The sequence below is a fragment of the Actinomadura sp. CNU-125 genome, from assembly GCF_001942465.1.
Taxonomy (GTDB): Bacteria; Actinomycetota; Actinomycetes; order Streptosporangiales; family Streptosporangiaceae; genus Spirillospora.
This window is the reverse complement of the sequence record NZ_MKJY01000466.1, coordinates 22696-45978: the sequence shown is the minus strand read 5'-3', so window position 1 is coordinate 45978 and position 23283 is coordinate 22696. Positions and strand designations below refer to the sequence as shown.

Annotated in this window: 17 protein-coding genes and 6 pseudogenes; 13 read left to right on the top strand and 10 right to left on the bottom strand. The window is 70.8% G+C overall.

From position 1 onward, the window contains the following. Nucleotides 1-67: 67 nt before the first annotated feature. A complete protein-coding gene (locus tag BJF79_RS37905) occupies nt 68-877 on the bottom strand; it encodes an enoyl-CoA hydratase/isomerase family protein (RefSeq protein WP_075904610.1) in 810 nt (269 codons plus the stop codon). 4 nt (nt 878-881) lie between these two features. Next, nucleotides 882-1784 (bottom strand): SDR family oxidoreductase, encoded by a 903-nt coding sequence (locus tag BJF79_RS37900; RefSeq protein WP_075904608.1) that lies wholly within the window; start codon nt 1782-1784, stop codon nt 882-884. A 256-nt stretch (nt 1785-2040) separates the two neighbouring features. Here BJF79_RS37900 and BJF79_RS37895 point away from each other — a divergent pair, with 256 nt between their 5' ends. The 7 genes from BJF79_RS37895 (at nt 2041) to BJF79_RS37865 (ending at nt 10848) form a co-directional block, all read left to right on the top strand. Next, nucleotides 2041-3090 carry a dihydrodipicolinate reductase gene (locus tag BJF79_RS37895; protein ID WP_075904606.1) on the top strand — a complete coding sequence of 350 codons (1050 nt, stop codon included), beginning with the start codon at nt 2041-2043 and terminating at the stop codon, nt 3088-3090. A 46-nt stretch (nt 3091-3136) separates the two neighbouring features. Further along, complete coding sequence (locus tag BJF79_RS37890) at nt 3137-4027, top strand: glutathione S-transferase family protein (protein WP_075904615.1); 891 nt, start codon at nt 3137-3139, stop codon at nt 4025-4027. 79 nt (nt 4028-4106) lie between these two features. After that, nucleotides 4107-4778: an AIM24 family protein gene (locus BJF79_RS37885; RefSeq protein WP_075904604.1), complete on the top strand. Its 672-nt coding sequence runs from the start codon at nt 4107-4109 to the stop codon at nt 4776-4778. A gap of 468 nt (nt 4779-5246) precedes the next feature. Next, entirely contained in the window at nt 5247-8918 is a 3672-nt protein-coding gene (locus BJF79_RS37880) for a multifunctional oxoglutarate decarboxylase/oxoglutarate dehydrogenase thiamine pyrophosphate-binding subunit/dihydrolipoyllysine-residue succinyltransferase subunit (protein ID WP_075904602.1), read from the top strand. 74 nt (nt 8919-8992) lie between these two features. After that, entirely contained in the window at nt 8993-9172 is a 180-nt protein-coding gene (locus BJF79_RS37875) for a DUF6104 family protein (protein ID WP_075904601.1), read from the top strand. Between the two features lie 76 nt (nt 9173-9248). Continuing rightward, nucleotides 9249-10076 (top strand): DUF4097 family beta strand repeat-containing protein, encoded by an 828-nt coding sequence (locus BJF79_RS37870; RefSeq protein WP_075904599.1) that lies wholly within the window; start codon nt 9249-9251, stop codon nt 10074-10076. A 1-nt stretch (nt 10077) separates the two neighbouring features. Then, a complete protein-coding gene (locus BJF79_RS37865) occupies nt 10078-10848 on the top strand; it encodes a PadR family transcriptional regulator (protein WP_075904597.1) in 771 nt (256 codons plus the stop codon). Between the two features lie 54 nt (nt 10849-10902). Here the strand turns inward: BJF79_RS37865 and BJF79_RS37860 are convergent. The 4 genes and pseudogenes from BJF79_RS37860 to BJF79_RS37845 all read right to left on the bottom strand — a co-directional run bounded on the left by BJF79_RS37860 (nt 10903) and on the right by BJF79_RS37845 (nt 14642). Continuing rightward, nucleotides 10903-11870, bottom strand: a pseudogene (locus BJF79_RS37860) (zinc-binding dehydrogenase). Between the two features lie 92 nt (nt 11871-11962). After that, nucleotides 11963-12765: pseudogene (locus BJF79_RS37855) on the bottom strand (amino acid ABC transporter ATP-binding protein). Then, nucleotides 12762-13732: pseudogene (locus BJF79_RS37850) on the bottom strand (amino acid ABC transporter permease). Before BJF79_RS37850 ends, BJF79_RS37855 begins: the two co-directional pseudogenes overlap by 4 nt. 4 nt (nt 13733-13736) lie before the next feature. Then, nucleotides 13737-14642, bottom strand: a complete 906-nt coding sequence (locus BJF79_RS37845; RefSeq protein ID WP_075904596.1) for an ABC transporter substrate-binding protein — start codon at nt 14640-14642, stop codon at nt 13737-13739. Between the two features lie 365 nt (nt 14643-15007). Between BJF79_RS37845 and BJF79_RS37840 the strand changes: the two genes are divergently transcribed. Then, nucleotides 15008-16198, top strand: coding sequence for an NADP-dependent malic enzyme (locus BJF79_RS37840; protein ID WP_075904594.1), 1191 nt, complete (start codon nt 15008-15010; stop codon nt 16196-16198). A gap of 162 nt (nt 16199-16360) precedes the next feature. Here the strand turns inward: BJF79_RS37840 and BJF79_RS63570 are convergent. Then, nucleotides 16361-16552 (bottom strand): annotated as a pseudogene (locus BJF79_RS63570) (S24/S26 family peptidase); the annotation flags it as partial. 184 nt (nt 16553-16736) lie between these two features. On the opposite strand from BJF79_RS63570, the gene sodN reads away from it, so the two are divergent. Further along, nucleotides 16737-17135: a superoxide dismutase, Ni gene (gene sodN, locus BJF79_RS37830; RefSeq protein ID WP_075904592.1), complete on the top strand. Its 399-nt coding sequence runs from the start codon at nt 16737-16739 to the stop codon at nt 17133-17135. A 117-nt stretch (nt 17136-17252) separates the two neighbouring features. On the opposite strand, the pseudogene BJF79_RS37825 reads toward sodN, so the two are convergent. Next, nucleotides 17253-17705, bottom strand: a pseudogene (locus BJF79_RS37825) (N-acetyltransferase family protein); the annotation flags it as partial. A gap of 298 nt (nt 17706-18003) precedes the next feature. Between BJF79_RS37825 and BJF79_RS37820 the strand changes: the two are divergent. Together BJF79_RS37820 and BJF79_RS37815 are read left to right on the top strand one after the other, a co-directional pair. Further along, nucleotides 18004-18432: an anti-sigma factor gene (locus BJF79_RS37820; RefSeq protein ID WP_075904590.1), complete on the top strand. Its 429-nt coding sequence runs from the start codon at nt 18004-18006 to the stop codon at nt 18430-18432. Nucleotides 18433-18509: 77 nt separating this feature from the next. Further along, a pseudogene (locus tag BJF79_RS37815) lies at nt 18510-19240 on the top strand (RNA polymerase sigma factor SigF). Nucleotides 19241-19276: 36 nt separating this feature from the next. On the opposite strand, the gene BJF79_RS37810 reads toward BJF79_RS37815, so the two are convergent. Continuing rightward, a complete protein-coding gene (locus BJF79_RS37810; protein WP_187357113.1) occupies nt 19277-19744 on the bottom strand; it encodes a hypothetical protein in 468 nt (155 codons plus the stop codon). Between the two features lie 106 nt (nt 19745-19850). On the opposite strand from BJF79_RS37810, the gene BJF79_RS37805 reads away from it, so the two are divergent. Next, nucleotides 19851-20813, top strand: coding sequence for a diacylglycerol/lipid kinase family protein (locus BJF79_RS37805; protein WP_316043522.1), 963 nt, complete (start codon nt 19851-19853; stop codon nt 20811-20813). Between the two features lie 294 nt (nt 20814-21107). Then, entirely contained in the window at nt 21108-21368 is a 261-nt protein-coding gene (locus BJF79_RS37800; RefSeq protein ID WP_075904589.1) for a WhiB family transcriptional regulator, read from the top strand. A 132-nt stretch (nt 21369-21500) separates the two neighbouring features. On the opposite strand, the gene BJF79_RS37795 is transcribed toward BJF79_RS37800, so the two are convergent. After that, nucleotides 21501-23189: a sensor histidine kinase gene (locus BJF79_RS37795; protein WP_075904587.1), complete on the bottom strand. Its 1689-nt coding sequence runs from the start codon at nt 23187-23189 to the stop codon at nt 21501-21503. Nucleotides 23190-23283: the final 94 nt, after the last annotated feature.

The following is a 23283-nucleotide window of genomic DNA, read 5'->3' as shown; positions in this document are numbered from 1 at the left end:
CAGGGCCTCGCACGCACGACGCGGGGGCCGCGGCGGGACGTCGTCCCGCCGCGGCCCCCGCGGCTCGTCAGCGGTTCTCGAACTCCGGACGGCGCTTCTGCAGCGTCGCGGTCATGCCCTCGGCGAGGTCCTCGGTGAAGAACGCCAGCGTCTGGACGCCCGTCTCCGCGGCGAGCTGGCGCCGGAGCCCGGGGGCGTCCAGCGCCATGTTGAGCAGCTCCTTCGTGCGCCGCAGCCCGTAGGGCGACTTTGTGAGCAGCTCGTCGGCGAGCGCGTGCGCGGCGGCGAGGTCGCCGCCCGGATCGTCGACGATCTCCGTCAGCAGCCCGAGGTCCAGCGCGCGCGCCGCGTCCAGCCGCTGCGCCCGGTAGGCGATCTCGGCGGCCTTCGCGGGGCCGACGAGCCGGGGCAGCAGCCAGGACAGCCCGCAGTCCCCGGCGGACAGGCCGAGGTCGGTGAACGGGACGACGAAGCGGGTGGTGGGGTCGGCGACGCGCAGGTCGCAGGCCAGCGCCCACGACACGCCCATCCCGGCGACCGGGCCGCGCAGCGCCGCGATCACCGGCTGCGGGATCTCCCGGAGCCGGGCGGTGACCTCGCCGCCGTTCGCGATGCCCCGGTAGAGCCGCTGGACGCGTCCCTCGGCGGGTCCGTCCGCGGCGCCGTCGACGCCGTCGCCCTGGATGTCCATCCCGGAGCAGAACCCGCGGCCCTCGCCGGTGAGCACGACGACCCGGGTCGCGGGGTCGCGCATCAGTCCGTTGAGGACGTCGAGCATCTCCTCGGTCAGCGCGCCGTCGACGGCGTTGAGGCGGTCCGGGCGGGACAGGGTGATCGTGAGGACCCCGTCCCGCCGGTCGAGCTTCAGCCCGCCCAACGGCTCAGGAGCCGAGCTGCTGGATGAGCGGGCCCATCTGGTCGCCCACGTTCTTGAAGATCGTGAGCGGCTCGCGGGAGTTGATCTCCTCCCAGTTGTCGCGGACGTCCTCCACCGACAGCGTCGTCTTCTGCCCGTAGCCGGGGCCCTCCGCCACGAAGATCCGGGCGATGCGGCCGCCGCCGACCGTGTACACCTCGCCGGTGTGCTCGACGCTGTCGTGCACCAGGTAGGCCACGAGCGGCGTGACCTGGTCGACGCCCAGCTTGTCGGCGAAGTCGGCGGGCAGGAGGTCCTCGGTCATGCGGGTCCAGGCGACGGGGGCGATCGCGTTGGCCTTGATGTTGTACTTGCCGCCCTCCTGCGCGAGGGTCTTGGTGAACCCGACGAGGCCCATCTTGGCCGTCGAGTAGTTGGCCTGGCCGAAGTTGCCGAACAGGCCCGCGGGCGACGAGGTGTTGACGATCCGTCCGTAGCCCTGCTCGCGCAGGTGCGCCCAGGCGGCGCTGGTGACCAGGAACGAGCCGCGCAGGTGCACGGCGATGACCGCGTCGAACTCCTCCGGCGTCATGTTCTTGAACGACTTGTCGCGCAGGATCCCGGCGTTGTTGATGATGATGTCGACCTTGCCGAAGGTGTCCAGCGCGGTCTGGACGATCGCCTGCGCGCCCTCGGGGGTGGCCACGTTGTCGGGGTTGGCGACGGCCTCGCCGCCGTTCTTCTTGATCTCGTCGACGACCTGCTGCGCCGGGCCGGCGTCGGAGCCGACGCCGGAGCGGTCGCCGCCCAGGTCGTTCACGACGACCTTGGCGCCGCGGGAGGCCAGCTCCAGCGCGTGCTGCCGGCCGAGCCCGTGCCCCGCACCGGTCACGACCGCGACGCGGCCGTCGTAGCGCAGTTCCGCCATCTGTGTCTCCTCACATCGAGCACCGACTACGCCCCCCAGATAATCACCCGGGGGTTACCAAGTGGTACCACCCAACCGAATCCCGCTCGGTAGCGGCCCCCGTGGTTCCTTCCCGCCCGCACGGGACCCCAGTCCCGCGTACGATGGGACAAGAGGGAATGTTGCGTCAATTGCCGTATTCCGCCGGACGCCAGGCGTAGTCTCCTCCCCCATCGGCTCGCCCGTTCGACGCCGCGAGGAGCACGGAGGTCCCTCCATGACCCCATCCGACCACGAGCCCCGCCGCCACCGCGTCGTGCAGTGGGCCACCGGCGCGCTCGGCCGGAGCGTCATCCGCGGCGTCCTCGACCGTCCCGACATGGAACTGGCCGGCGCCTGGGTCCACACCCTCGCCAAGGACGGCGTCGACGCGGGCACCATCGCCGGACGGCCGCCCGCGGGCGTCCGCGCCACCCGCGACCGCGCCGCCGTCCTCGCCCTGGACGCCGACTGCGTCGTCTACGCGCCCGGACGGCCCGTCCTCGACGACATCGACACCGTCTGCGCCCTCCTCGCCTCCGGCAAGAACGTCATCTGCACCAACGGGCTCGTCTACCCGGAGGCGCACGGCGCCCGGCTCGTCGAGGAACTGGAGCGGGCGTGCAAGCAGGGCGGCACGTCCGTCCACGGCACCGGCTTCAACGGCGGCTTCATGGCCGACGTGCTCCCCCTCGTCCTCGCCCGGCTGGCCCGCCGCATCACCCACGTGTACTCCCGCGACTGCTCCGACCTCTCCGGGCACCCGTCCTGGGGGATGGTCCACCACGCGCTCGGACTCGGCCGCGACGAGGACGCCTTCCTGCGCACCCTCCGGCCCGCCCGCACCAGCATGCGCAACATGTACTCCGAATGCCTCCACCTCGTCGCCGCGGGGCTCGGCGTCGACCTCGACGAGATCGACGTGGACGTCGACCACCGGCTCGCCCGGACCGACCTGGAGATCGCCGCGGGCCGCGTCCCGCGCGGCACCGTCGCGGCCGTCCGCTGGACCTTCAGCGGCCTCACCGGCGCCCGCCCCGCGATCACCGCCGAGGTCATCTACAAGGCCGACGCCGCGAGCGTCCCCGACTGGGGCGACCCGGGCCACTCGGTCCGCGTCGACGGCCGCCCCTCCCTCGCCCTGACCACCGACGACGCCTGGGTGTCCGACGACGTCTCCGCGGCCGCCGCGCACGCGCTGAACTCGATCCCCGCCGTGTGCGCCGCCGCCCCCGGCGTCCGCACGTACCTGGACCTCCCGGCCTTCTCCGGACGGATGCAGACCTGAGCGGACTATCGTGGCGAGCGAGGTCGTCTTCGAGAGAGGAATCGGCATGTCCGTGCAGGAGGTCGAGGGCGGTCGGTTCGTCCGGCAGCCGAACCGCTTCACCGACCGCATCACCGCCGACCGCTCGTCCGGATACCCCGCCGAACCCGGCCGCTACCGGCTGTTCGTCTCCTACGCCTGCCCGTGGGCCCACCGCTCGCTGATCGTCCGCCGCCTCCTCGGCCTGGAGGACGTCATCGACCTCAACGTCGTCGACCCCATCCGCGACGAGCGCGGCTGGCGGTTCCCCGAGCGCGACCCGGTCTCCGGCGCCGAGTTCCTCTCCGAGCTCTACCTGGCGCGCGACCCGTCCTTCGACGGCCGCTACACGGTGCCCTGCATCTGGGACGCCCGCACGGAACGCCTCGTCACCAACGACTTCCCGAACATCACCACCACGTTCGAGACCGAGTTCACCGCGTTCCACAAGCCCGGCGCGCCCGACCTCTACCCCGAGGCCCTCCGCCCCGAGATCGACGAGCTGAACGAGCTCGTCTACCGCACCGTGAACAACGGCGTCTACAAGGCGGGCTTCGCGACCTCCCAGGACGCCTACGAGGACGCCTTCGACGCCCTCTTCGACACCCTGGGCCGCCTCGAAGAGCGCCTCGCCGACCGCCGCTACCTCTTCGGCGACGACATCACCGAGGCGGACGTCCGCCTCTACCCCACCCTCGCGCGCTTCGACGCCGTCTACTACTCGCACTTCAAGTGCAACCTGCGGCGTCTCACCGACTACCCGAACCTCTGGGCGTACGCACGCGACCTGTACTCGATCCCCGCGTTCGGCGAGACGACGAACTTCGATCACATCAAACGCCACTACTACGTGACGCAGCGCAACATCAACCCGTCCGGCGTCGTTCCCAAGGGGCCCGCGATCGACTGGGACGAGTGATCACAACCCGGGCACCAACCGTCCCGACCCATCGTTATGCTGCGGAACCGATATATCCCAGTACCGAGAGGCCCCCACCATGCGCAGCCAGTTCTTCGGAAACATGGACCAGGGACAGCAGCTCCCCGGCCACTTCGCCCTCCAGAACTCCAAGATGCTCCGGATCCACCTCAACGGCGACGTCCTGGCCCGGCAGGGCTCCATGGTCGCCTTCCAGGGGCAGATGGAGTTCGACTACGAAGGCTCCGGCGGCATGGGCAAGTTCCTCAAGAAGGCCCTCACCGGCGAGGGCGTGCCCCTGATGCGCGTCCGCGGCCAGGGCCTGCTGTTCGTCGCCAACGACGCCGACGACATCCACCTCTTCTACCTGGAGAACGAGGGCCTCACCGTCAACGGCGCGAACATCCTCGCCTACGACTCCCAGCTCCAGTCCGACATCCAGCGCGTCCAGGGCGCGGGCATCGCCGCCGGCGGCCTGTTCAACACCACCCTCCAGGGCTCCGGCTGGGTCGCCCTCACCACCCACGGCACGCCCGTCATGCTCGACTGCGGCCGCGCCCCCACCTTCGCCGACGGCCAGTCCGCCGTCGCCTGGAGCACCAGCCTCCAGGTCGGCGTCAACAAGACCTTCAAGGCCGGCGCCCTCATCGGCCGCGGCAGCGGCGAAGCCATGCAGCTCGCCTACCAGGGCCAGGGCTTCGTCCTCGTCCAGGCCAGCGAAGGCCCCACCGTCGCGCCGCACACCCACTGAGTGACGCACGATTCTTCGTCCAGGCCCGCCCTGACTGGGGCGCGCCCACGGGGTTGAAATTCAACGGACGCGGTCCCCGCACCGGGGACCGCGGACGGGCCCGTCGGGGGGCATCAGGCCACATTTTCGGCGTTTCAAACTGTGACCTTGGGCACATTGTGGCAGCCTAGGCCGAGGCAACGAACCCGCTCCGCCACCGGGGAAGGCATGGCACGTTCCCAAGCCCTCTCCTAAGCCAGAGCGGACCGGTGCCACTGCGATTGCGAGCGAAGCCGGATTCGAGCGAAGCGAGAATCCGATCGCGCAGCGAGCCCCTGGGCGAGTCGGAGCGATGCAGCAATCGCACCGCGGTGCCCGTTGGAGGAAGGCCCCCCGGGCCTGACGCCGAGGGCATCGCAAAGAAACACGCGATAGCCTTGACTGGTCTTACTACTTACCTGCGAGCTGCGGAAGAGGGCGATCTCCGCCGTGTCGACAGAGTCGTCGCAACCTAGTGCCGACCCGAAGCTGACAGATTTCGGTGCCAACGAGTGGTTGGTCGACGAGCTGTACCAGAAGTACCTCGAAGACCCGAACTCGGTTGACGAAGCCTGGTGGAACTTCTTCGCGGACTACCAGCCGGACAGCCGGCCGGCCGCGACCACCGGGACGTCCCAGGCCCCCAAGGGCGCGAACGGCACGGCCGCGCCGCCGACACCGAAGCAGCAGCCCCCCGCGAAGCCGGCGCCGAAGGCCGAGAAGAAGCAGGCCGCGCCGCCGCCGGTGCCGGCCGGTGCGGAGGAGGTCAAGCTCCGCGGGGTCGCGGCCCGGACGGCCACCAACATGGAGGCCAGCCTGGCGGTGCCGACGGCGACGAGCGTGCGCGCCGTCCCGGCGAAGCTGCTGATCGACAACCGCATCGTCATCAACAACCACCTGAAGCGCGGGCGCGGCGGGAAGGTCTCCTTCACGCACCTGATCGGGTACGCGATCGTCAAGGCGCTCGTGGCGATGCCGGAGATGAACTCGGCGTTCACCGAGGTGGACGGCAAGCCGGTGCTGGTCCGGCCGGAGCACGTGAACTTCGGCCTGGCGATCGACCTGCAGAAGCCGGACGGGTCGCGGCAGCTGGTGGTGCCGAGCATCAAGGCCGCCGAGACGCTGGACTTCCGCCAGTTCTGGGCCGCCTACGAGGAGATCGTCCGCAAGGCCCGCGGGAACAAGCTGACCCTGGACGACTTCCAGGGGACGACGATCAGCCTGACGAACCCGGGCACCATCGGCACGGTGCACTCGGTGCCGCGGCTGATGCCCGGCCAGGGCACGATCATCGGCGTGGGCGCGATGGAGTACCCGGCGGAGTTCGCGGGCGCGTCCGGCGAGACGCTGTCGCGCATGGGGATCAGCAAGGTCATGACGCTGACCTCCACCTACGACCACCGGATCATCCAGGGCGCGCAGTCCGGCGACTTCCTGCGCCGGATCCACGAGCTGCTCCTCGGCGAGGACGGCTTCTGGGACGACATCTTCGAGGCGCTGCGGATCCCGTACGAGCCGGTGCGCTGGGTCAAGGACATCTCGGCGACGCACGAGGACGACGTCGCCAAGGTCGCGCGCGTCCACGAGCTGATCCACGCCTACCGGGTCCGGGGCCACCTGATGGCCGACACGGACCCGCTGGAGTACAAGCAGCGCCGCCACCCCGACCTCGACATCCTGAAGCACGGGCTCACCCTGTGGGACCTGGAGCGGGAGTTCGCGACGGGCGGGTTCGGCGGCAAGCCGACGATGAAGCTGCGCGACATCCTGGGCGTGCTGCGGATGGCGTACTGCCGGACCGTCGGCATCGAGTACATGCACATCCAGGACCCGGAGGAGCGCGCCTGGATCCAGGAGCGCGTGGAGGTCCCGCACGACAAGCCGTCGCGCGATGAGCAGCTGCACGTGCTGCGGCGGCTGAACAACGCCGAGGCGTTCGAGACGTTCCTGCAGACGAAGTTCGTCGGGCAGAAGCGGTTCTCGCTGGAGGGCGGCGAGTCCGTCATCCCGCTGCTGGACTCGGTGATCTCGGCGGCGGCGAAGGACAGCCTGGACGAGGTCATCATCGGCATGGCGCACCGCGGCCGGCTGAACGTCCTCGCCAACATCGTCGGCAAGTCCTACGGGCAGATCTTCGGCGAGTTCGAGGGCAACCTCGACCCGCGCAGCGCGCAGGGTTCCGGGGACGTCAAGTACCACCTGGGCGCGTCCGGCGACTTCGTCGCCGCCGACGGCTCCAAGATCCACACCGAGCTGGTCGCGAACCCGTCCCACCTGGAGACGGTCGACCCGGTGCTGGAGGGCGTCGTCCGCGCCAAGCAGGACCTGCTGGACGTCGGCGAGGCGGGCTTCAGCGTGCTGCCGGTCCTCGTGCACGGGGACGCGGCGTTCGCGGGGCAGGGCGTCGTCGCCGAGACGCTGAACCTGTCGCAGCTGCGCGGCTACCGGACGGGCGGCACCGTCCACGTGATCATCAACAACCAGGTCGGGTTCACCACGGCGCCCGAGTACTCGCGGTCCAGCGTGTACTCCACGGACGTCGCCCGGATGATCCAGGCGCCGATCTTCCACGTGAACGGGGACGACCCGGAGGCGTGCGCGCGGGTGGCGCGGCTGGCGTTCGAGTACCGGCAGACGTTCAAGAAGGACGTCGTCATCGACATGGTCTGCTACCGGCGGCGGGGCCACAACGAGGGCGAGAACCCCTCGTTCACCCAGCCGCTGATGTACGACCTGATCGACGCGAAGCGGTCGGTGCGCAAGCTGTACACCGAGGCGCTGATCGGCCGCGGCGACATCACGGTCGAGGAGGCCGAGCAGGCGCTCCGCGACTACCAGGAGCAGCTGGAGCGGGCGTTCACCGAGACCCGCGAGGCCGTGAAGAAGCCGCTCGAACCGGGTTCGGTGGTCAAGCCGGACGTCGAGGAGCGCATCCCGATCGACCACGGGTCGGCGGGCACGGCGATCCCGGTGGAGACCGTCAAGCGGATCATCGAGACGCAGGTCACGCTGCCGGACGGCTTCACGGTGCATCCGCGCCTGCAGCCGATCCTGCAGCGGCGCGTCCAGGCGATGGACGACGACGCGTTCGACTGGGCGACCGGCGAGCTGCTGGCGATGGGGTCGCTGCTGATCGACGGCCGTCCGGTGCGGCTCGTCGGGCAGGACACCCGCCGCGGCACGTTCGGCCAGCGGCACGCGGTGCTGGTGGACCGCAAGTCGGGCGAGGAGCACACGCCGCTCAAGCAGTTCGACCAGGGCGTGTCGAAGTTCTACGTGCACGACTCGCTGCTCAGCGAGTACGCGGCGATGGGCTTCGAGTACGGCTACTCGATGACCCGCCCGGACGCGCTCGTGGCGTGGGAGGCGCAGTTCGGCGACTTCGCGAACGGTGCCCAGAGCATCGTCGACGAGTACATCTCGTCCGGTGAGCAGAAGTGGGGCCAGCACTCCAGCGTGGTCCTGCTGCTGCCGCACGGCTACGAGGGCCAGGGGCCGGACCACTCGTCCGCGCGCATCGAGCGCTACCTGCAGCTGTGCGCGCAGGACAACATGACGGTGGTCTACCCGACGACGCCGGCGAACTACTTCCACCTGCTGCGCTGGCAGGTCCTGTCGGGCCGCGGCAAGCCGCTCGTGGTGTTCACGCCGAAGCAGCTGCTGCGGCTGAAGGCGGCGACGTCGAAGGTCGCCGACATCACCGAGGGCGCGTTCCAGCCGGTCATCCCGGAGAGCGACCCGGCGATCGAGGCGAAGAACGTCCGGCGGGTGCTGCTGACCACCGGCAAGATCTACTACGAGACGGTGAAGGCGCGGGCGGCCGCCGGCGTCACCGACACCGCGATCGTCCGGGTCGAGCGGCTGTACCCGCCGCCGGTGGACGAGATCAAGGCGGAGCTCGCGAAGTACCCGGGGCACACCGAGGTCGTGTGGGTGCAGGACGAGCCGGCGAACATGGGCGCGTGGCCGTTCATGGCGCTGAAGCTGCCGCACCACATCGAGGGGCTGAAGATGTCGCGGGTGTCGCGCCGCGCGGCGTCGTCCCCCGCGGTGGGCTCGGCCAAGCTGCACCAGGCCGAGCAGGACGCGCTGATGGCCCGCCTGTTCGGCGAGCCGAAGTAACCGAAGGCGTGACCCGAGGGCTCCGGCGCATGCGCCGGAGCCCTCGGCGTCCCTGGACATAGAGGACTTTCCGGATGTACTTCACCGACCGCGGCATCGAGGAGCTGACGGACCGGCGCGGCGAGGAGGAGGTCAGCCTCGGCTGGCTCGCCGAGCGCCTGCGCGAGTTCGTCGACCTCAACCCCGAGTTCGAGACCCCGGTCGAGCGGCTGGCGACGTGGCTGGCCCGCCTCGACGACGACGAGGACGAGTAACGCGATATGTCTTGACTTTCGGCGGTCGCGACATATCGTGTCAGGGAACGGGTCCTCGGTGAGAAGGGCGGGCGATATGTCGCGTTGGACGGTCGACGAACCGACCAGCCTCGGGTTCGACGGAGTGGTCGCGCTGCGGGCGACGCTGATCGCGGGGAGCATCTCCGTGCTGGCCTCCGACGAGCGGCCGTCGATCACGATCGGCGACGTGGAGGGGCCGCCGCTGGTGGTGTCGCACGAGGCCGGGATGCTGACGATCAGCCACGAGAAGCTGTGGGAGGGCGTCCTGACCTGGCTGCGCACGCAGAAGGCGCGGGCGGTCATCACCGTGACGGTCCCGCACGACTGCCCCGTGAGCCTCAACCTCGTGTCGGCGGACGCGGTCGTCACGGGGATGACCGTCCGGACGTCCATCAAGAGCGCGTCCGGCGACGTGACGCTCGACGGGGTGGCGGGCGCGATCGACGCCAACACCGTCTCCGGGGCGATCGAGGCGCAGGGCCTGGACGGCACGGTCTCGTTCACGTCCGTGTCCGGCGACCTCGCGCTGGCCGGCGCGTCCATCGAACGGCTCGCGGCCCGCACGGTCAGCGGCCGCATCGCCGCGGACGTCGACCTGGCCGGGCGGTGCCGGATCGACGCCAACAGCGTGTCCGGGGAGGTGGCGCTGCGGATCCCCGAGGCCGCGGACGCGCACGTCTCGCTGACCTCGGCCGCCGGGCGCATCGAGACGTCGTTCCCCGAACTCGACCACCAGAACCGGACCGTCTCGCGCAGCGTCACCGGCAAGATCGGCGACGGCTCCGGGCACGTCACGGTCAACACCGTGTCCGGCGCCGTCGTCCTCCTCGGGCGCGCCGCGGACGACGCGCCGGGGATCGACGCCCCCGGAATGGAGAAGTGAGTTGAGCCCCGTTTTCGGCCACGGCCGCCTCCGCCTCTACCTGCTGAAACTGCTGCAGGAGAGCCCGCGCCACGGCTACGAGATGATCCGGCTGCTGCAGGACCGCTTCCTCGGCGTCTACTCCCCGTCCCCCGGCACGATCTACCCGCGGCTGGCCCGGCTGGAGTCGGAGGGGCTCGTCACCCACGAGGTGATCAAGGGCAAGAAGGTGTACTCGCTGACCGACAAGGGCCGCGAGGAGCTGGAGCACCGGATGGACGAGCTCGCCGACCTGGAGGAGGAGATCTCCGCGTCGGCGCAGGAGTTCGCGCGCGGCGTCCAGCAGGACGTCCGGCAGACGGTCCGGACGCTGCGCGAGGAGCTGAGCCAGGCGGCGAAGACGATGCGCGACCAGGGCCGCACGGCGTCGCAGGACGCGTGGCGCGACACGTCCGGGCGGCAGAAGGACGCGTGGCGGGAGACCACCGACCGGCAGAAGGACGAGTGGCGGCGGCAGAAGGACTTCTGGCGCGACCAGACGCAGGTGTGGAAGGAGGAGTGGCGCCAGACCTGGGAGGACGCCTGGAAGACCGCGACGGGCTCCAAGGAGGACGTCGCGCGCCTCAAGCTGGAGCGGCACCTGCGGCGGTTCGTGGAGGACGTCCGCGCGGCCGCCGGGGACGCGCGGCTCGACGACGACGCGCTCGCCGCCGTCCGCACCCTGCTGGACGAGACGCACGAGCGGCTGCGCCGGGAGGTCTTCGGCGACCGGGACGGCGACGCGAAGCCGTGACCGGGCGGCCGCGCGGGGCGGCCGTCCCGCCGGTCACGGCCTCGCCGGTCGGCGTCAGGGCGTGAAGACGATCTTGCCGAAGAGGTCGCCGTCGGCCATCGCGGCGAACCCCTCGCGGGCGTCGCGCAGCGGCAGCACGCGGTCGATGGGCGGGCGGACGCCCGTCTTGTCCAGGAACCGCGCGAGCCGCTCCAACTGCCCGCGGGTGCCCATCGTCGAGCCGATCACCTGGAGCTGCAGGAAGAACACCCGGTTCAGCTCGGCCGGGGGCACCTGGCCGCTCGTCGCGCCCGACACCACGACGCGTCCGCCGGGCCGCAGCGACTTCAGCGAGTGCGCCCAGGTCGCCTGCCCGACCGTCTCGATCACCGCGTCGACCCGCTCGGGCAGCCGCGCGCCCGTCTCCAGCGCCGCGTCCGCGCCCAGTTCCTGCGCGCGGCGGCGCTTGTCCTCGCTGCGGCTGGTCGCGTAGACGCGGAACCCGGCGGCGGACGCCAGCGCGATCGCGGCCGTGGCGACGCCGCCGCCCGCGCCTGCACCAGGACGCTCGAACCGGGTTCGAGGGCCGCCTTGTCGAACAGCATCCGGTAGGCGGTCAGCCACGCGGTGGGGAGGCAGGCGGCCTCATCGAACGACAGCCCGGCGGGCTTGGGGACGAGGTTGCGGCGCGGCACCGCGACCTTCTCGGCCAGCGTGCCGGGGTGCGCTTCCGACAGCAGGGAGCGCTTGGGGTCGAGGGTCTCGTCGCCGCCGCCCCGGTCGGGGTCGCCGATCACCGAGTGGACGATCACCTCGTTGCCGTCCGCGTCGATCCCGGACGCGTCGCAGCCGAGGATCATCGGGAGCCGGTCGGCGGGCAGCCCGACCCCCTTGAGGGACCACAGGTCGTGGTGGTTGAGGGCCGCGGCCTTGACGGTGACGGTCGTCCAGCCGTCCGGCACCTCGGGTTCGGGGCGTTCCCCGGTCGTCAGCCCGGCCAGCGGGTCGTCTGCGTCGGTCTTCGTGGCGGTGACAGCGAACATGAACGCACACTAACGGCCCGGCCCGGACGCGCGGCGGCCCGCCCCCGTAACGGGGACGGGCCGCGCGTCACGTCCGTCGGAGCGGACTCCGTTCAGAGCACCTTCGACAGGAAGTCCTGGGTGCGCGGGTGCTGCGGGTTCGCCAGCACCTCGCGGGGCGCGCCCTCCTCGACGACGACGCCGCCGTCCATGAACACGAGGGAGTCGCCGACCTCGCGGGCGAAGCCCATCTCGTGCGTGACGACGATCATCGTCATGCCGTCCAGGGCGAGCTGCTTCATGACCTCCAGGACCTCGCCGACGAGCTCGGGGTCGAGCGCCGACGTGGGCTCGTCGAACAGCATCAGCGCGGGCTCCATGGCCAGCGCCCGGGCGATCGCCACGCGCTGCTGCTGCCCGCCGGACAGCTGCGCCGGGTAGCTGCGCGCCTTGTCGCCGAGCCCGACCCGCTCCAGCAGGGCGAGCGCCCGCTCCCGGGCCTCCGCCTTGGGCCGCTTCTTGACCCGGACGGGCGCTCCATGACGTTCTCCAGCGCCGTCATGTGCGGGAACAGGTTGAACCGCTGGAACACCATGCCGATCTCGCGGCGCTGCGCGGCGACCTCCTTGTCGCGCAGCTCGTGCAGCTTGCCGCCCGCCTCGCGGTAGCCGACGAGGTGGCCGTTCACCCACAGCCGCCCGGCGTTGATCTTCTCCAGGTGGTTGATGCAGCGCAGGAACGTCGACTTCCCGGACCCGGACGGGCCGATGACGCACATCACCTCGCCCGGCTTGACCTCCAGGTCGATCCCCTTGAGGACCTCCAGGCGGCCGAACGACTTGTGCACGCGCTCGGCCCGGACGGCGAACGCCGGGGGCGGGACGTCGCCCGAGGGGACCTTCGTGGTGTCGCTCATGCCCCGCCCTTTCCGCCGCCGCCGATGCTCCGCAGGCGCAGCCGTCCCGGGGAGGTCCGGGAGTTGCCCGAGCCGCGCGCGAAGTGCCGCTCGATGAAGTACTGCGCGATCAGCAGGACGCTGCTGAGGATCAGGTACCAGATGCAGGCCGCGACCAGCATCGGGAACACCTGGTAGGTCCGCGTGCCGACGGCCTGGAGCTGGAAGAACAGCTCGTTGGTGACGGGCACGAACGCCACCAGGGAGGTGTCCTTGAGCATCGCGATGGTCTCGTTGCCCGTCGGCGGGACGATCACGCGCATCGCCTGCGGCAGGACCACCCGCCGCATCGTCTGCATCCGCGACATGCCGAGCGCGCTCGCGGCCTCCTCCTGGCCGGGGTCGACCGACAGGATGCCCGCGCGGACGATCTCGGCCATGTAGGCGGCCTCCGACAGCGCGAGCGCCAGCAGGCCCGCCATGAACCCGGTGAGCAGCGTGCGGGCGCCACGGAGAACAGCGTGCCGCCGATGTCGACGCCCATCAGGTCGCCGAGCTGCCCGGCGAAGGGCACCCCGCCGATGTCGTAGTGCTCGTACAGGATGCCCATGTTGCCGAACAGGATCGCCAGCACGAGCCTCGGCACGGCCCGGAAGAACCAGGTGTAGAGCCAGGCGACGCCGCTGAGGATCGGGTTGTCCGACAGCCGCATCACCGCGAGGACGATCCCGAGCAGGACGCCGATCACCATCGACAGGACGGTGAGCAGGATCGTCGTGCGGACGCCCTCGATGATGTTCGGGCGGAAAGCGTTGTCGATGATGAACGACCACTGGAACTTGTCGTTCGTCAGCAGCATGTGGACGAACATCGCGGCGAGGACCACGATGACGGCCACCGCCACCCAGCGGCCGGGGTGCCGGACGGGAACGGCCTCGATGTTCGCGGGCCGGTCCCCGTCCGGCGGCCCCTTGGTCGGCTCCGTCATACGCTTACGGGTTCACCGTGGAGTCGGTGATCGCGCCGGCCTGCACGCCCCACTTCTCGAGGATCTTGTTGTAGGTTCCGTCGGCCATCAGCGCCTTGGTCGCCGCGGCGATCGCCTCGGCGAACTTCGTCTGGTCCTTCTGCACGATGTAACCGTACGGCGCCGCCTCGTAGATGTCGCCGAGGAGTTCGAGCTGGCCGTTGGTCTGCTTGACCGCGTAGGCGATGATCGGCGAGTCGGCCAGCCCGGCGTCGTCCTTGCCGGACACGACCGCCGCGGTGGCCTGGTCCTGGCCCTGGTACTGGTCGATGGTGATCTTGGGCTTGCCGGCCTCCTCGCAGGCTTCCGACTTCTTCTCCAGGTCGGGGACCTGGACGGTGCCCTTCTGGACGGCGATCTTCTTGCCGCACGCGTCGTCGGGCTGGATCCCCGCGGGGTTGCCCTTCTTCGTCGCCCACTGCGTGCCCGCGTTGAAGTAGCTCACCATCGTGACGGCGGCCTTGCGCTCGTCGTTGATGGTGAACGAGGAGGCGCCCGCCTCGTACTTGCCGGACTGCACGCCGGGGATGATCGCCTCGAACTTGCTGGAGACCCACTCGGTCTTGAGGCCGAGCTTGGACGCGACCGCGTCGAACAGCTCCTTGTCCCAGCCGACGACGGTCTTGCCGTCCTCGTCGAGGAACTGGTTCGGGGCGTAGGAGGCGTCCACGCCGACGATGATCTTGCCGTCCGCCTTGATCTCCTCGGGCACCATCGCGGCGAGCTCGGCGTCCGCCCCGCCCGACGAGGTGATCTGCGGTGCGGCGGCACCGTCGTCTTCCTTCTCGCCGCACGCGGAGAGGGCGAGGGCCCCCGTCAGGACGAGCGCGCCGGCGGCGACGGCGCGGCGGCGCAGAGAACCGGTGATCACGGGTTCCCCCTCCAGTCGAAGTTCAGCGGATCCGCGCGGATCCGGAGGTCAGGAGCACATTTTGGCGCATAACGGGCATGGTGCCGGTTAAGGCTGCGAAACGATCGGACAACGAGGAGGCTCCGGTTGCGTCTCGCGGACCCGCGCGATCGTCACGAAAGGTGACCGTCCGGTGACGATTCGGTGGCGTCACGTGACGGTCGCCACCGCCCCGGCCCCCGGGTCGGCGGCGGGCCGTGTGGCACAATCGGACAACGGGTGACCCCCGTACGTCGCGAGATGACCACCAAGGTGGCGGCAACCAGACCACACCACCGCGGCGGCATCACTCGAAAGCAGACCAACTTTCACAGACAGGGGTCGCTGTGGCTGCTCAGTCCAATCCCACCGAACCGCGCAACCTGGACGACGATCCGGCATTTCCGCTGCACCGGGGCGGAAAGCTCGAAATGCGCTCGACCATCCCGGTGCGCAACAAAGAAGATCTTTCCCTCGCCTACACGCCCGGCGTCGCGCGCGTCTGCACCGCCATCGCCGACCGTCCCGAGCTCGCCCACGAGTACACGTGGACGTCCAAGGTCGTCGCCGTCGTCACCGACGGCACCGCCGTGCTCGGCCTCGGCGACATCGGCCCGGCCGCGTCCATGCCCGTGATGGAGGGCAAGTCGCTGCTGTTCAAGGAGTTCGCCGACGTCGACTCGGTGCCCATCGCCCTCAGCTGCACGGGCGTGGACGAGATCGTCGACACGGTGATCCGGATGGCGCCGAGCTTCGGCGGCATCAACCTGGAGGACATCAGCGCCCCCCGCTGCTTCGAGATCGAGGAACGGCTCCGCGACGCCCTCGACATCCCCGTCTTCCACGACGACCAGCACGGCACCGCGATCGTCGCGCTCGCCGCGCTCACCAACGCCGCCCGCTTCGTCGGCAAGCCCCTGTCGGAGCTGCGCGCCGTCGTGGCCGGCGCGGGCGCGTCCGGCATCGCCGTCTCGCAGATCCTCATCGAGGCCGGCATCGGCGACATCGCCCTGTCCGACAGCAAGGGCCTCATCTACGAGGGCCGCGACGGGCTCAACCCGATCAAGCAGCGGATCGCCGCGATCACCAACCGGACGGGCCTCAAGGGCTCGACCGAGGAGGCGCTGAAGGGCGCCGACGTGTTCATCGGCCTGTCCGGCAGCACGGTCCAGGAATCGTGCGTCGCCACCATGTCGGACAACGCGATCGTGTTCGCGCTGTCCAACCCCACCCCCGAGGTGCACCCCGAGGTCGCCCGCCGGCACGCCAAGGTCGTCGCGACCGGCCGCAGCGACTTCCCCAACCAGATCAACAACGTGCTGGCGTTCCCGGGCATCTTCCGCGGCGCCCTCGACGTCCGCGCCCACTCGATCACCGAGGGCATGAAGCTGGCCGCCGCGAACGCGCTGGCCGACATCGTCGGCGGCGACCTCACCGCCGACTACGTCATCCCCGGCCCGTTCGACGACCGGGTCGCGCCCGCGGTCACCGCCGCCGTCGCCGAGCAGGCCCGCAAGGAAGGCGTCAACCGCGTCTGATCCTGCGGACGCCCGTGCCCCCCCGCGGGGCACGGGCCGTCGCGCGACCGTCCCCCACCGCGCCGGCGGCCAGTACCGGGCCACGACGCGTCCCACGACCAGCTCGTCCGGCACGGCGCCGAAGTCCCAGCTGTCCTGCCGCCCGGCCGCGCGCTGGTTGTCGCTCTCCACCCACCATCCGGTGCCGTCCCGGCGCACCGCCCGCTTGACGATCAGCAGGTCGCGTTCGGGGTGCCGCACCACGGCGACGTCCCCGGCCGTCACCGCACCGTCCCGGACGAGCAGCCAGTCTCCCGGCCGGAGCCCGGGCAGCATCGACTCCCCCGCCACCACCGCCGTCCGCCAGAACCGCATGCTCCTCCTCAAGACGCGTGGCTCGCGCATATCCGGACCGCAGGCGGTCACAACTCCGTGCGGAAGGGTTCCGGGGCGCCCGGGTCTTAGGCCGAAATACCGAGTCCCTGGCCGCACGCGGCCGGGATCACAACGGTAGTGTCGGTGCCCTGAGCATGATCCGCAACGAGGGAAGGAATCGCAGGTGTTCAAGCTTCTGCGCCCGAAGACGACGGTCTCCGCGCACTGCGACCTGCCGTGTGGCGTCTACGACCCGGCGCAGGCCCGGATCGAGGCCGAGTCGGTGAAGGCGATCTGCGAGAAGTACGCCGGCAACGAGGACCCGGAGTTCCGCACCCGGGCGATCCTGATCAAGGAGCAGCGCTCCAACCTGGTCAAGGAGCACCTCTGGGTCCTGTGGACGGACTACTTCAAGCCGCCGCACTTCGAGAAGTACCCGCAGCTGCACGAGCTGTTCAACAACGCCACCAAGCTGGCCGGTGCCGCCGGCACCAAGGGCAGCATGGACGTCAAGAAGGCCGAGGAACTGCTCTCCAACATCGCGGAGATCGACAAGATCTTCTGGGAGACCAAGCAGGGCTAAGGCTCGCCCCCGAGGCCCGGTCCCGACGGGGACCGGGCCTTGGTCGTGTCCGGCTCGGCTCCGGGCGCATCGGCTCCGGGGCGCCTCGGCCCCGCGCTCCTCAGCTCCGGGCGCCTTGGTGAGGGCGTCGCCGGTGAGGCGGTAGACCATCCACTCGTCCTGGGGGCGGGCCCCCATCGCCTCGTAGAACTCGATCGCCGGGGTGTTCCACGTCAGGACGGACCACTCGACGCGCTCGTAGCCGCGCTCGTCGGCGATCCGGGCCAGCTCGGTGAGCAGGAGCTTGCCGTAGCCGTGGCCGCGGACGTCCGGTTCGACGAACAGGTCCTCAAGGTAGATGCCGTGCGTGCCGTTCCACGTGGAGAACGTGAGGAACCACAGTGCGAACCCGACGACGCGGCCGTCGTGCTCGACGACGTTCGCGAACACCTTCGGCTCGTCGCCGAACAGGTTCGCGCGCAGCTGATCCTCGGTGGCCTTCACCTCGTGGAGCGCGCGCTCGTAGTCGGCGAGCTCGCGGATCAGCCGCAGAATGTCGGGGATGTCATCGGGTGTCGCACGTCGAATCACGTCGGCCAGGCTATGCGATCGCCAAAGCGGCAACCCCGGCCCCGCCCCAGCCAGAGCGGGCCTGGACCACTGCGATTGCGAGCGAAGCCGAGTTCGAGCGAAGCGAGAACTTGATCGCGCAGCGAGCCCCCTGGGCGAGTCGGAGCGATGCAGCAATCGCACGCGGTGGAGGCGGTTCAAGGCCCCCCGGGGCCTCGAACCGCCTCCACCGCAATAAACACGCGCGAGTTGAATGCGCGTGTGGTGCTTCGTAGGCGGTAGTTTCGATGGCAGCGGGACCATCCTGCGAGGGAGTGACGTGACAGAGGAAACCGCTGCAATGCCGGCCAGTACGAAGTTGTCCGTCCGCGACGTCGTGACGGTGAAGCTGCCCGCCGCGAGCGCGTACCTGTCCGTTCTGCGGACCGCCACCGCGGGGCTCGCCGCGCGGCTGGACTTCACGCTGGACGAGATCGAGGACCTGCGCATCGCGGTCGACGAGGCGTGTGCGATGTTGCTCGCCCAGGCCGTCCCCGGGACGGACCTGGCGTGCGAGTTCGAGCTGACCGGGGAGGCGATGCGCATCTCGGTGTCGGTGCTGACCGTGGACGGCGTGGAGCCGAGCCGTGACACGTTCGCCTGGACGGTCCTGTCGTCGCTGGCGGGCGAGGTGGACGCGCGGGTGGGCTCCGACGACCGGGTCATCGTGACGCTGCAGAAGCGGCGCGGTGCGGGTGGGTCCCAGTGACGGAGAAGACGACCTTGGCGGGCGAGGACAACGAGCGGTCCGACAGCGCGGTCCCGGACCGCGCCCGGGCGCGCAACCTGTTCGAGCGCCTCGCCGAGCTGCCCGAGGGCGACCCGGAGCGCCAGCGCATCCGCGACCAGCTGGTGGAGCTGCATCTGCCGCTGGTGGAGTACCTCGCCCGGCGGTTCCGCAACCGCGGCGAGTGGCTGGACGATCTCATCCAGGTCGCCACGATCGGGCTGATCAAGTCGATCGACCGGTTCGACCTGGAGCGCGGCGTGGAGTTCTCCACGTACGCGACGCCCACGATCGTCGGCGAGATCAAGCGGCACTTCCGCGACAAGGGCTGGGCGGTGCGGGTGCCGCGCCGGCTGCAGGAGCTGAAGCTGTCGCTCACCAAGGCGATCAGCGACCTGGCGCAGCGGGAGGGCCGCGCGCCGACGGTCAGCGAGCTGGCCGCGCACCTGCAGATGAGCGAGGAAGAGGTCCTGGAGGGCCTGGAGTCGGCGAACGCCTACTCCACGGTGTCCCTGGACGCGCCCGACTCCGGCGACGAGGACGCGCCCGCGGTGGCCGACTCGCTCGGCATGGTGGACGAGTCGCTGGAGGGCGTGGAGTACCGCGAGTCCCTCAAGCCGCTGCTGGAGAAGCTGCCGCGCGGGAGAAGAAGATCCTGCTGCTGCGGTTCTTCGGCAACATGACGCAGTCGCAGATCGCGGCCGAGCTCGGCATCTCGCAGATGCACGTGTCGCGGCTGCTGGCGCGGACGCTGGCGCAGCTCCGCGAGGGCCTGACGGCGGACGAGTGACCCGTGCGGGCCCGGTGGCTTCGGCCGCCGGGCCCGTCACTTTCCGTCGGTGGTCTTCCCCGCGGGATCGCCGGCCGGTTCGTCCCGGCCGTCCCGGTCGTCCTCGTCGTCGTGGTCGGTGACCAGCCAGGCGGTGCTGGCCGGGGCGAGCACGGCGATCAGGGTGAGGACGGCGGCGACGCCGAGCGGCACGCCGATCGCGTACTGCTCGCCCTGCCACAGCGACCACGCGACGGGCAGCGCGAAAAGCTGGGTGAGCACCGTGGGGGCGCGGCTCCACTGGTCGGCGCGCAGCAGGCCCCGGGCGCAGGCGAGCATGCCGATCCCGCCCGCGAGGGCGAGGACGGTCACGCCGATCGCGCTGACCGGGTCGACGGGGTCGCCGACGGCCGTTTCCACCCCGACGTACGCGCCGTACACGACGGCGGCGACGCCCTCGACGGCTTCGAGGCCGGCGGCGGCGTTCACGGTCATGGGGCGGGCGGCGCTCAGACGCTTGGACACACCGAAAACCCTACTCGGCCCCGCCCCGTGCGCACTCCCGGGTCGCCGCCGGGACGCGCGGGCGAACGTCCGATGGCCGTCCGGGGGAACGCCGGGAGAACGCCCGGTGCGACTCTCGGTAATCTGGCGCCGTGCGCGCCATGCTCATCGCCAACCCCAAGGCGACCTCCACCTCCCGGCGGCCCGCGAACTGCTGGTCCGGGCCTGCGCCGGTGACCTCGACCTCGTCATCGCCGAGACGGGGCACCGCGGCCATGCCATGGAACTGGCCCGCGACGCCGCCACGGACGGTTACGACGTGGTGATCGCGCTCGGCGGGGACGGCACGGTGAACGAGGCCGTCAACGGCCTGCTGTCCGCCGGTGCCGCCGTGCCGCCCGCACTGGCGGTGCTGCCGTGCGGGAGCGCGAACGTGTTCGCGCGGGCCCTCGGGCTGCCCGGCGACCCGATCGGTGCCACCCGTGTCGTCCTGGAGGCGCTGCGGGCGGGCCGGTACCGGACGGTCGGGCTGGGCGTCGCCCGGCCGGGCGACGGCCCCGAAAGGTATTTCACGTTCTGTGCGGGCGTCGGGCTGGACGCGGAGGTCGTGCGGGAGGTCGAACGGCATCGCGGAACGGGACGCAAGGCCGATCCGTCGCTCTATGTTCGAACGGCCGTTCGCCATTTCTTCCGGGGAACTGATCGGCGCCGCGGGGCGCTCACGTTGGAACAGCCGGGGCGTCCGCCGAAATCGGGGCTGTTCCTTGCCTTCATCTCTAATACGTCGCCGTGGACATTCGTCGGCCGCGTCCCGGTGAATCCGAGCCCGCTCGCGCACTTCGCGCGCGGCCTCGACGTGTTCGGCATCCGTTCGCTGCGGGTGGGCGCGACGCTGGCCGCCGTGGCGGGGATGCTGCTGGCGCGCACCCGTCCTGTGCAGGGACGGGACGTCGTGAACGTGCACGACGCGGCGGAGGTCACGCTGCGCGCGGAGCGTCCCGTCGCCTTTCAGCTCGACGGCGACTACCTTGGCGAACACCGCAGTGTGACGTTCCGTTCGGTGCCGAAGGCCATCCGGATCGTCATATGAGGGCACCCCGGCGATGTGTTGAGATCCAAGTAACACGATCGACCCACTGATGTGACACATGCGACACCCATACTTTGAGAATCCTTTCTCAAAGGTCTTGCGCCTGGTAGTACGCCCCTGACACGCTCAAAGTGCGCCCGCCGACAGGGGTCCCGATGACGCCGACCGCCTGGCCGGGGCGCCGTCGAACAACCGACCCTGGATCCGGCCACCGCCGCCCCGGGAGTTCGCGACATGTGAAACCGTTCACAATTGGGTGGAGTGTCTCCACCACCTGACGAAGGAGTGGACCGCATGGACTGGCGCCACCGCGCAGCCTGCCGTGACGTGGACCCCGAGCTGTTCTTCCCGATCGGCAACACCGGGCCCGCGATCCTGCAGATCGAAGAGGCCAAGCAAGTATGCCGGCGCTGCGACGTATCCGACGCCTGCCTGCGCTGGGCGCTGGAGTCCGGCCAGGACTCGGGCGTCTGGGGCGCCATGGGCGAGGACGAGCGCCGCGCCCTCAAGCGCCGCGCGGCCCGCGCCCGCACCCGCGCCAACGTGAGCCTCTAGCGAGACTCCCGCACGGCGGCGCAGCCTCCGAGCCGATTGCCGGAGAGCCCACCGGCGCCGCCCGCGCGAGAAGCCTTCCGAAGTGCCCGTGACCACAGGTCACGGGCACTTCGCCGTTACCGGCGGGCGCCGTTACGGGCGGGGCGGCCCGCCGCGGTGGTCGTGGTCCAGCGGGACGTCGACGACGACCTCGGTGCCGCCGCCCTCCCGCGGCCGGAAGTCCAGGTTGCCGCCCAGCTCCCCCACGATCAGCGTGCGGACGATCTGCAGCCCGAGGCTGTTGCTGCTCTCGACGTCGAAGTCCGCCGGGAGCCCCACCCCGTCGTCGGCGACCACGATGACCAGGCGCCGCTCGGCCGCCGCGGCGTCCCGGCCGTCCGGACGGGCGGGACGCGGCTCCGGTTCGCCCGCCTCCGACAGCTCGCCCCACACCGGCTGCCGCTCCGCCGTGCGCCGCAGGTCCGACGGCTCGTCGCGGCCCGCCCGCTCGCGGGCCCCGCCCGTCCGGTGCGCGATGACCTCCAGCGTCCCGAACCGGTTCGCCAGGCCGTGCTCCAGCGCGTTCTGCAGCAGCTCGGTCAGCGCCATCGCCAGCGGCGTCGCGACCTCCGCGGGCAGCACCCCGAAGTTCCCGGACCGCTTCGGCGTGACCTTGGTCTCCGGCGTCGACACCTCCCCCGCCATCGTGATGACCCGGTCGGCGATGTCGTCGAAGTCGATCAGCTCGTCCGGGGTGAGCGACAGCGTCTCGTGCACGATCGCGATCGACCCCACCCGCCGGACCGCCTCGTCCAGCGCGGCCCGTCCCTCCGGGATCCGCAGCCGCCGCGCCTGCAGCCGCAGCAGCGCCGCGACCGTCTGCAGGTTGTTCTTCACCCGGTGGTGGATCTCCCGGATCGTCGCGTCCTTCGTCATCAGCTCCCGGTCGCGCCACCGCAGCTCCGTGACGTCCCGGCACAGCACGATCGCGCCGATCCGGGTGCCGCCGACGACCAGCGGGATCGTCCGCAGCTGCATGATCGGCCCGTGCGCCTCCACCTCGACCTCGCGCGGCGCCCGCCCGCTGAGCAGCACGCTCAGCGCCTCCTCCAGCGGTTCCCCGGTGTCGCACAGCTCCGCGGTGATCTCCCCGAGGTTCTCCCCGACCAGGTCCGTCGGGTAGCCGAGCCGCCGGTACGCCGACTGCGCGTTCGGGCTCGCGTACATCACGCGTCCCGACCGGTCGAGCCGCATGAGCCCGTCCCCCACCCGAGGGGAGCGCAGCAGGTTCGGCTCCTCGCCCGGCACCGGGAACCGCCCCTCGGAGATCATCTTCGCGAGGTCGCTGGCGGACTGCAGGTACGTCAGCTCCAGCCGGCTCGGCGTCCGCGCCGAACTCAGGTTGGTGCTGCGCTGGATCACCCCGAGGATCTTCGCGCCGCGCCGCACCGGGATCGACTCCTCCCGCACCGGGATGCCGCTCCCCCACTCCGGGTCGCCCTCCCGGACGATCCGGCGCTCCCGCCACGCGATGTCGATCAGCTTGCGGCGTCCCGTCCGGACCACCTTGCCGACCAGGTCCTCCGGGTACGCGGTGGGGCCGGTCGTCGGCCGCATCTGCGCGATCGCCACCCAGCCGGGGACGGCCGCGCCCGTGTCGAGGACCCGGCCGCGCGGGTCCGCGGGCGGGGCGTCGCCGAGCCGCAGCGGCACCCAGAGCAGCAGGTCGGCGAACGACAGGTCGGCGAGGAGCTGCCAGTCCGACACGAGGGCGTGCAGCCACTCCACGTCCGTCTCGGTCAGGTCGGTGTGATCGCGGACGAGGTCGGTCAAGGTAGGCACCCGACCATCATCGCCCATCGGTTTTGGTGCGGCCCGCGCGTCCCCCTCCCACGCGGGCCTGGCAGTATGCCCGGCATGACCGAGCTGAGCGAGG

Coding starts and splice junctions, on each gene's coding strand:
- BJF79_RS37900 (WP_075904608.1), bottom strand. CDS start 1,784: ATGGCGGAACTGCGCTACGACGGCCGCGTCGCGGTCGTGACCGGTGCG.
- BJF79_RS37800 (WP_075904589.1), top strand. CDS start 21,108: ATGGACTGGCGCCACCGCGCAGCCTGCCGTGACGTGGACCCCGAGCTG.
- BJF79_RS37885 (WP_075904604.1), top strand. CDS start 4,107: ATGCGCAGCCAGTTCTTCGGAAACATGGACCAGGGACAGCAGCTCCCC.
- BJF79_RS37875 (WP_075904601.1), top strand. CDS start 8,993: ATGTACTTCACCGACCGCGGCATCGAGGAGCTGACGGACCGGCGCGGC.
- BJF79_RS37895 (WP_075904606.1), top strand. CDS start 2,041: ATGACCCCATCCGACCACGAGCCCCGCCGCCACCGCGTCGTGCAGTGG.
- BJF79_RS37870 (WP_075904599.1), top strand. CDS start 9,249: ATGTCGCGTTGGACGGTCGACGAACCGACCAGCCTCGGGTTCGACGGA.
- BJF79_RS37890 (WP_075904615.1), top strand. CDS start 3,137: ATGTCCGTGCAGGAGGTCGAGGGCGGTCGGTTCGTCCGGCAGCCGAAC.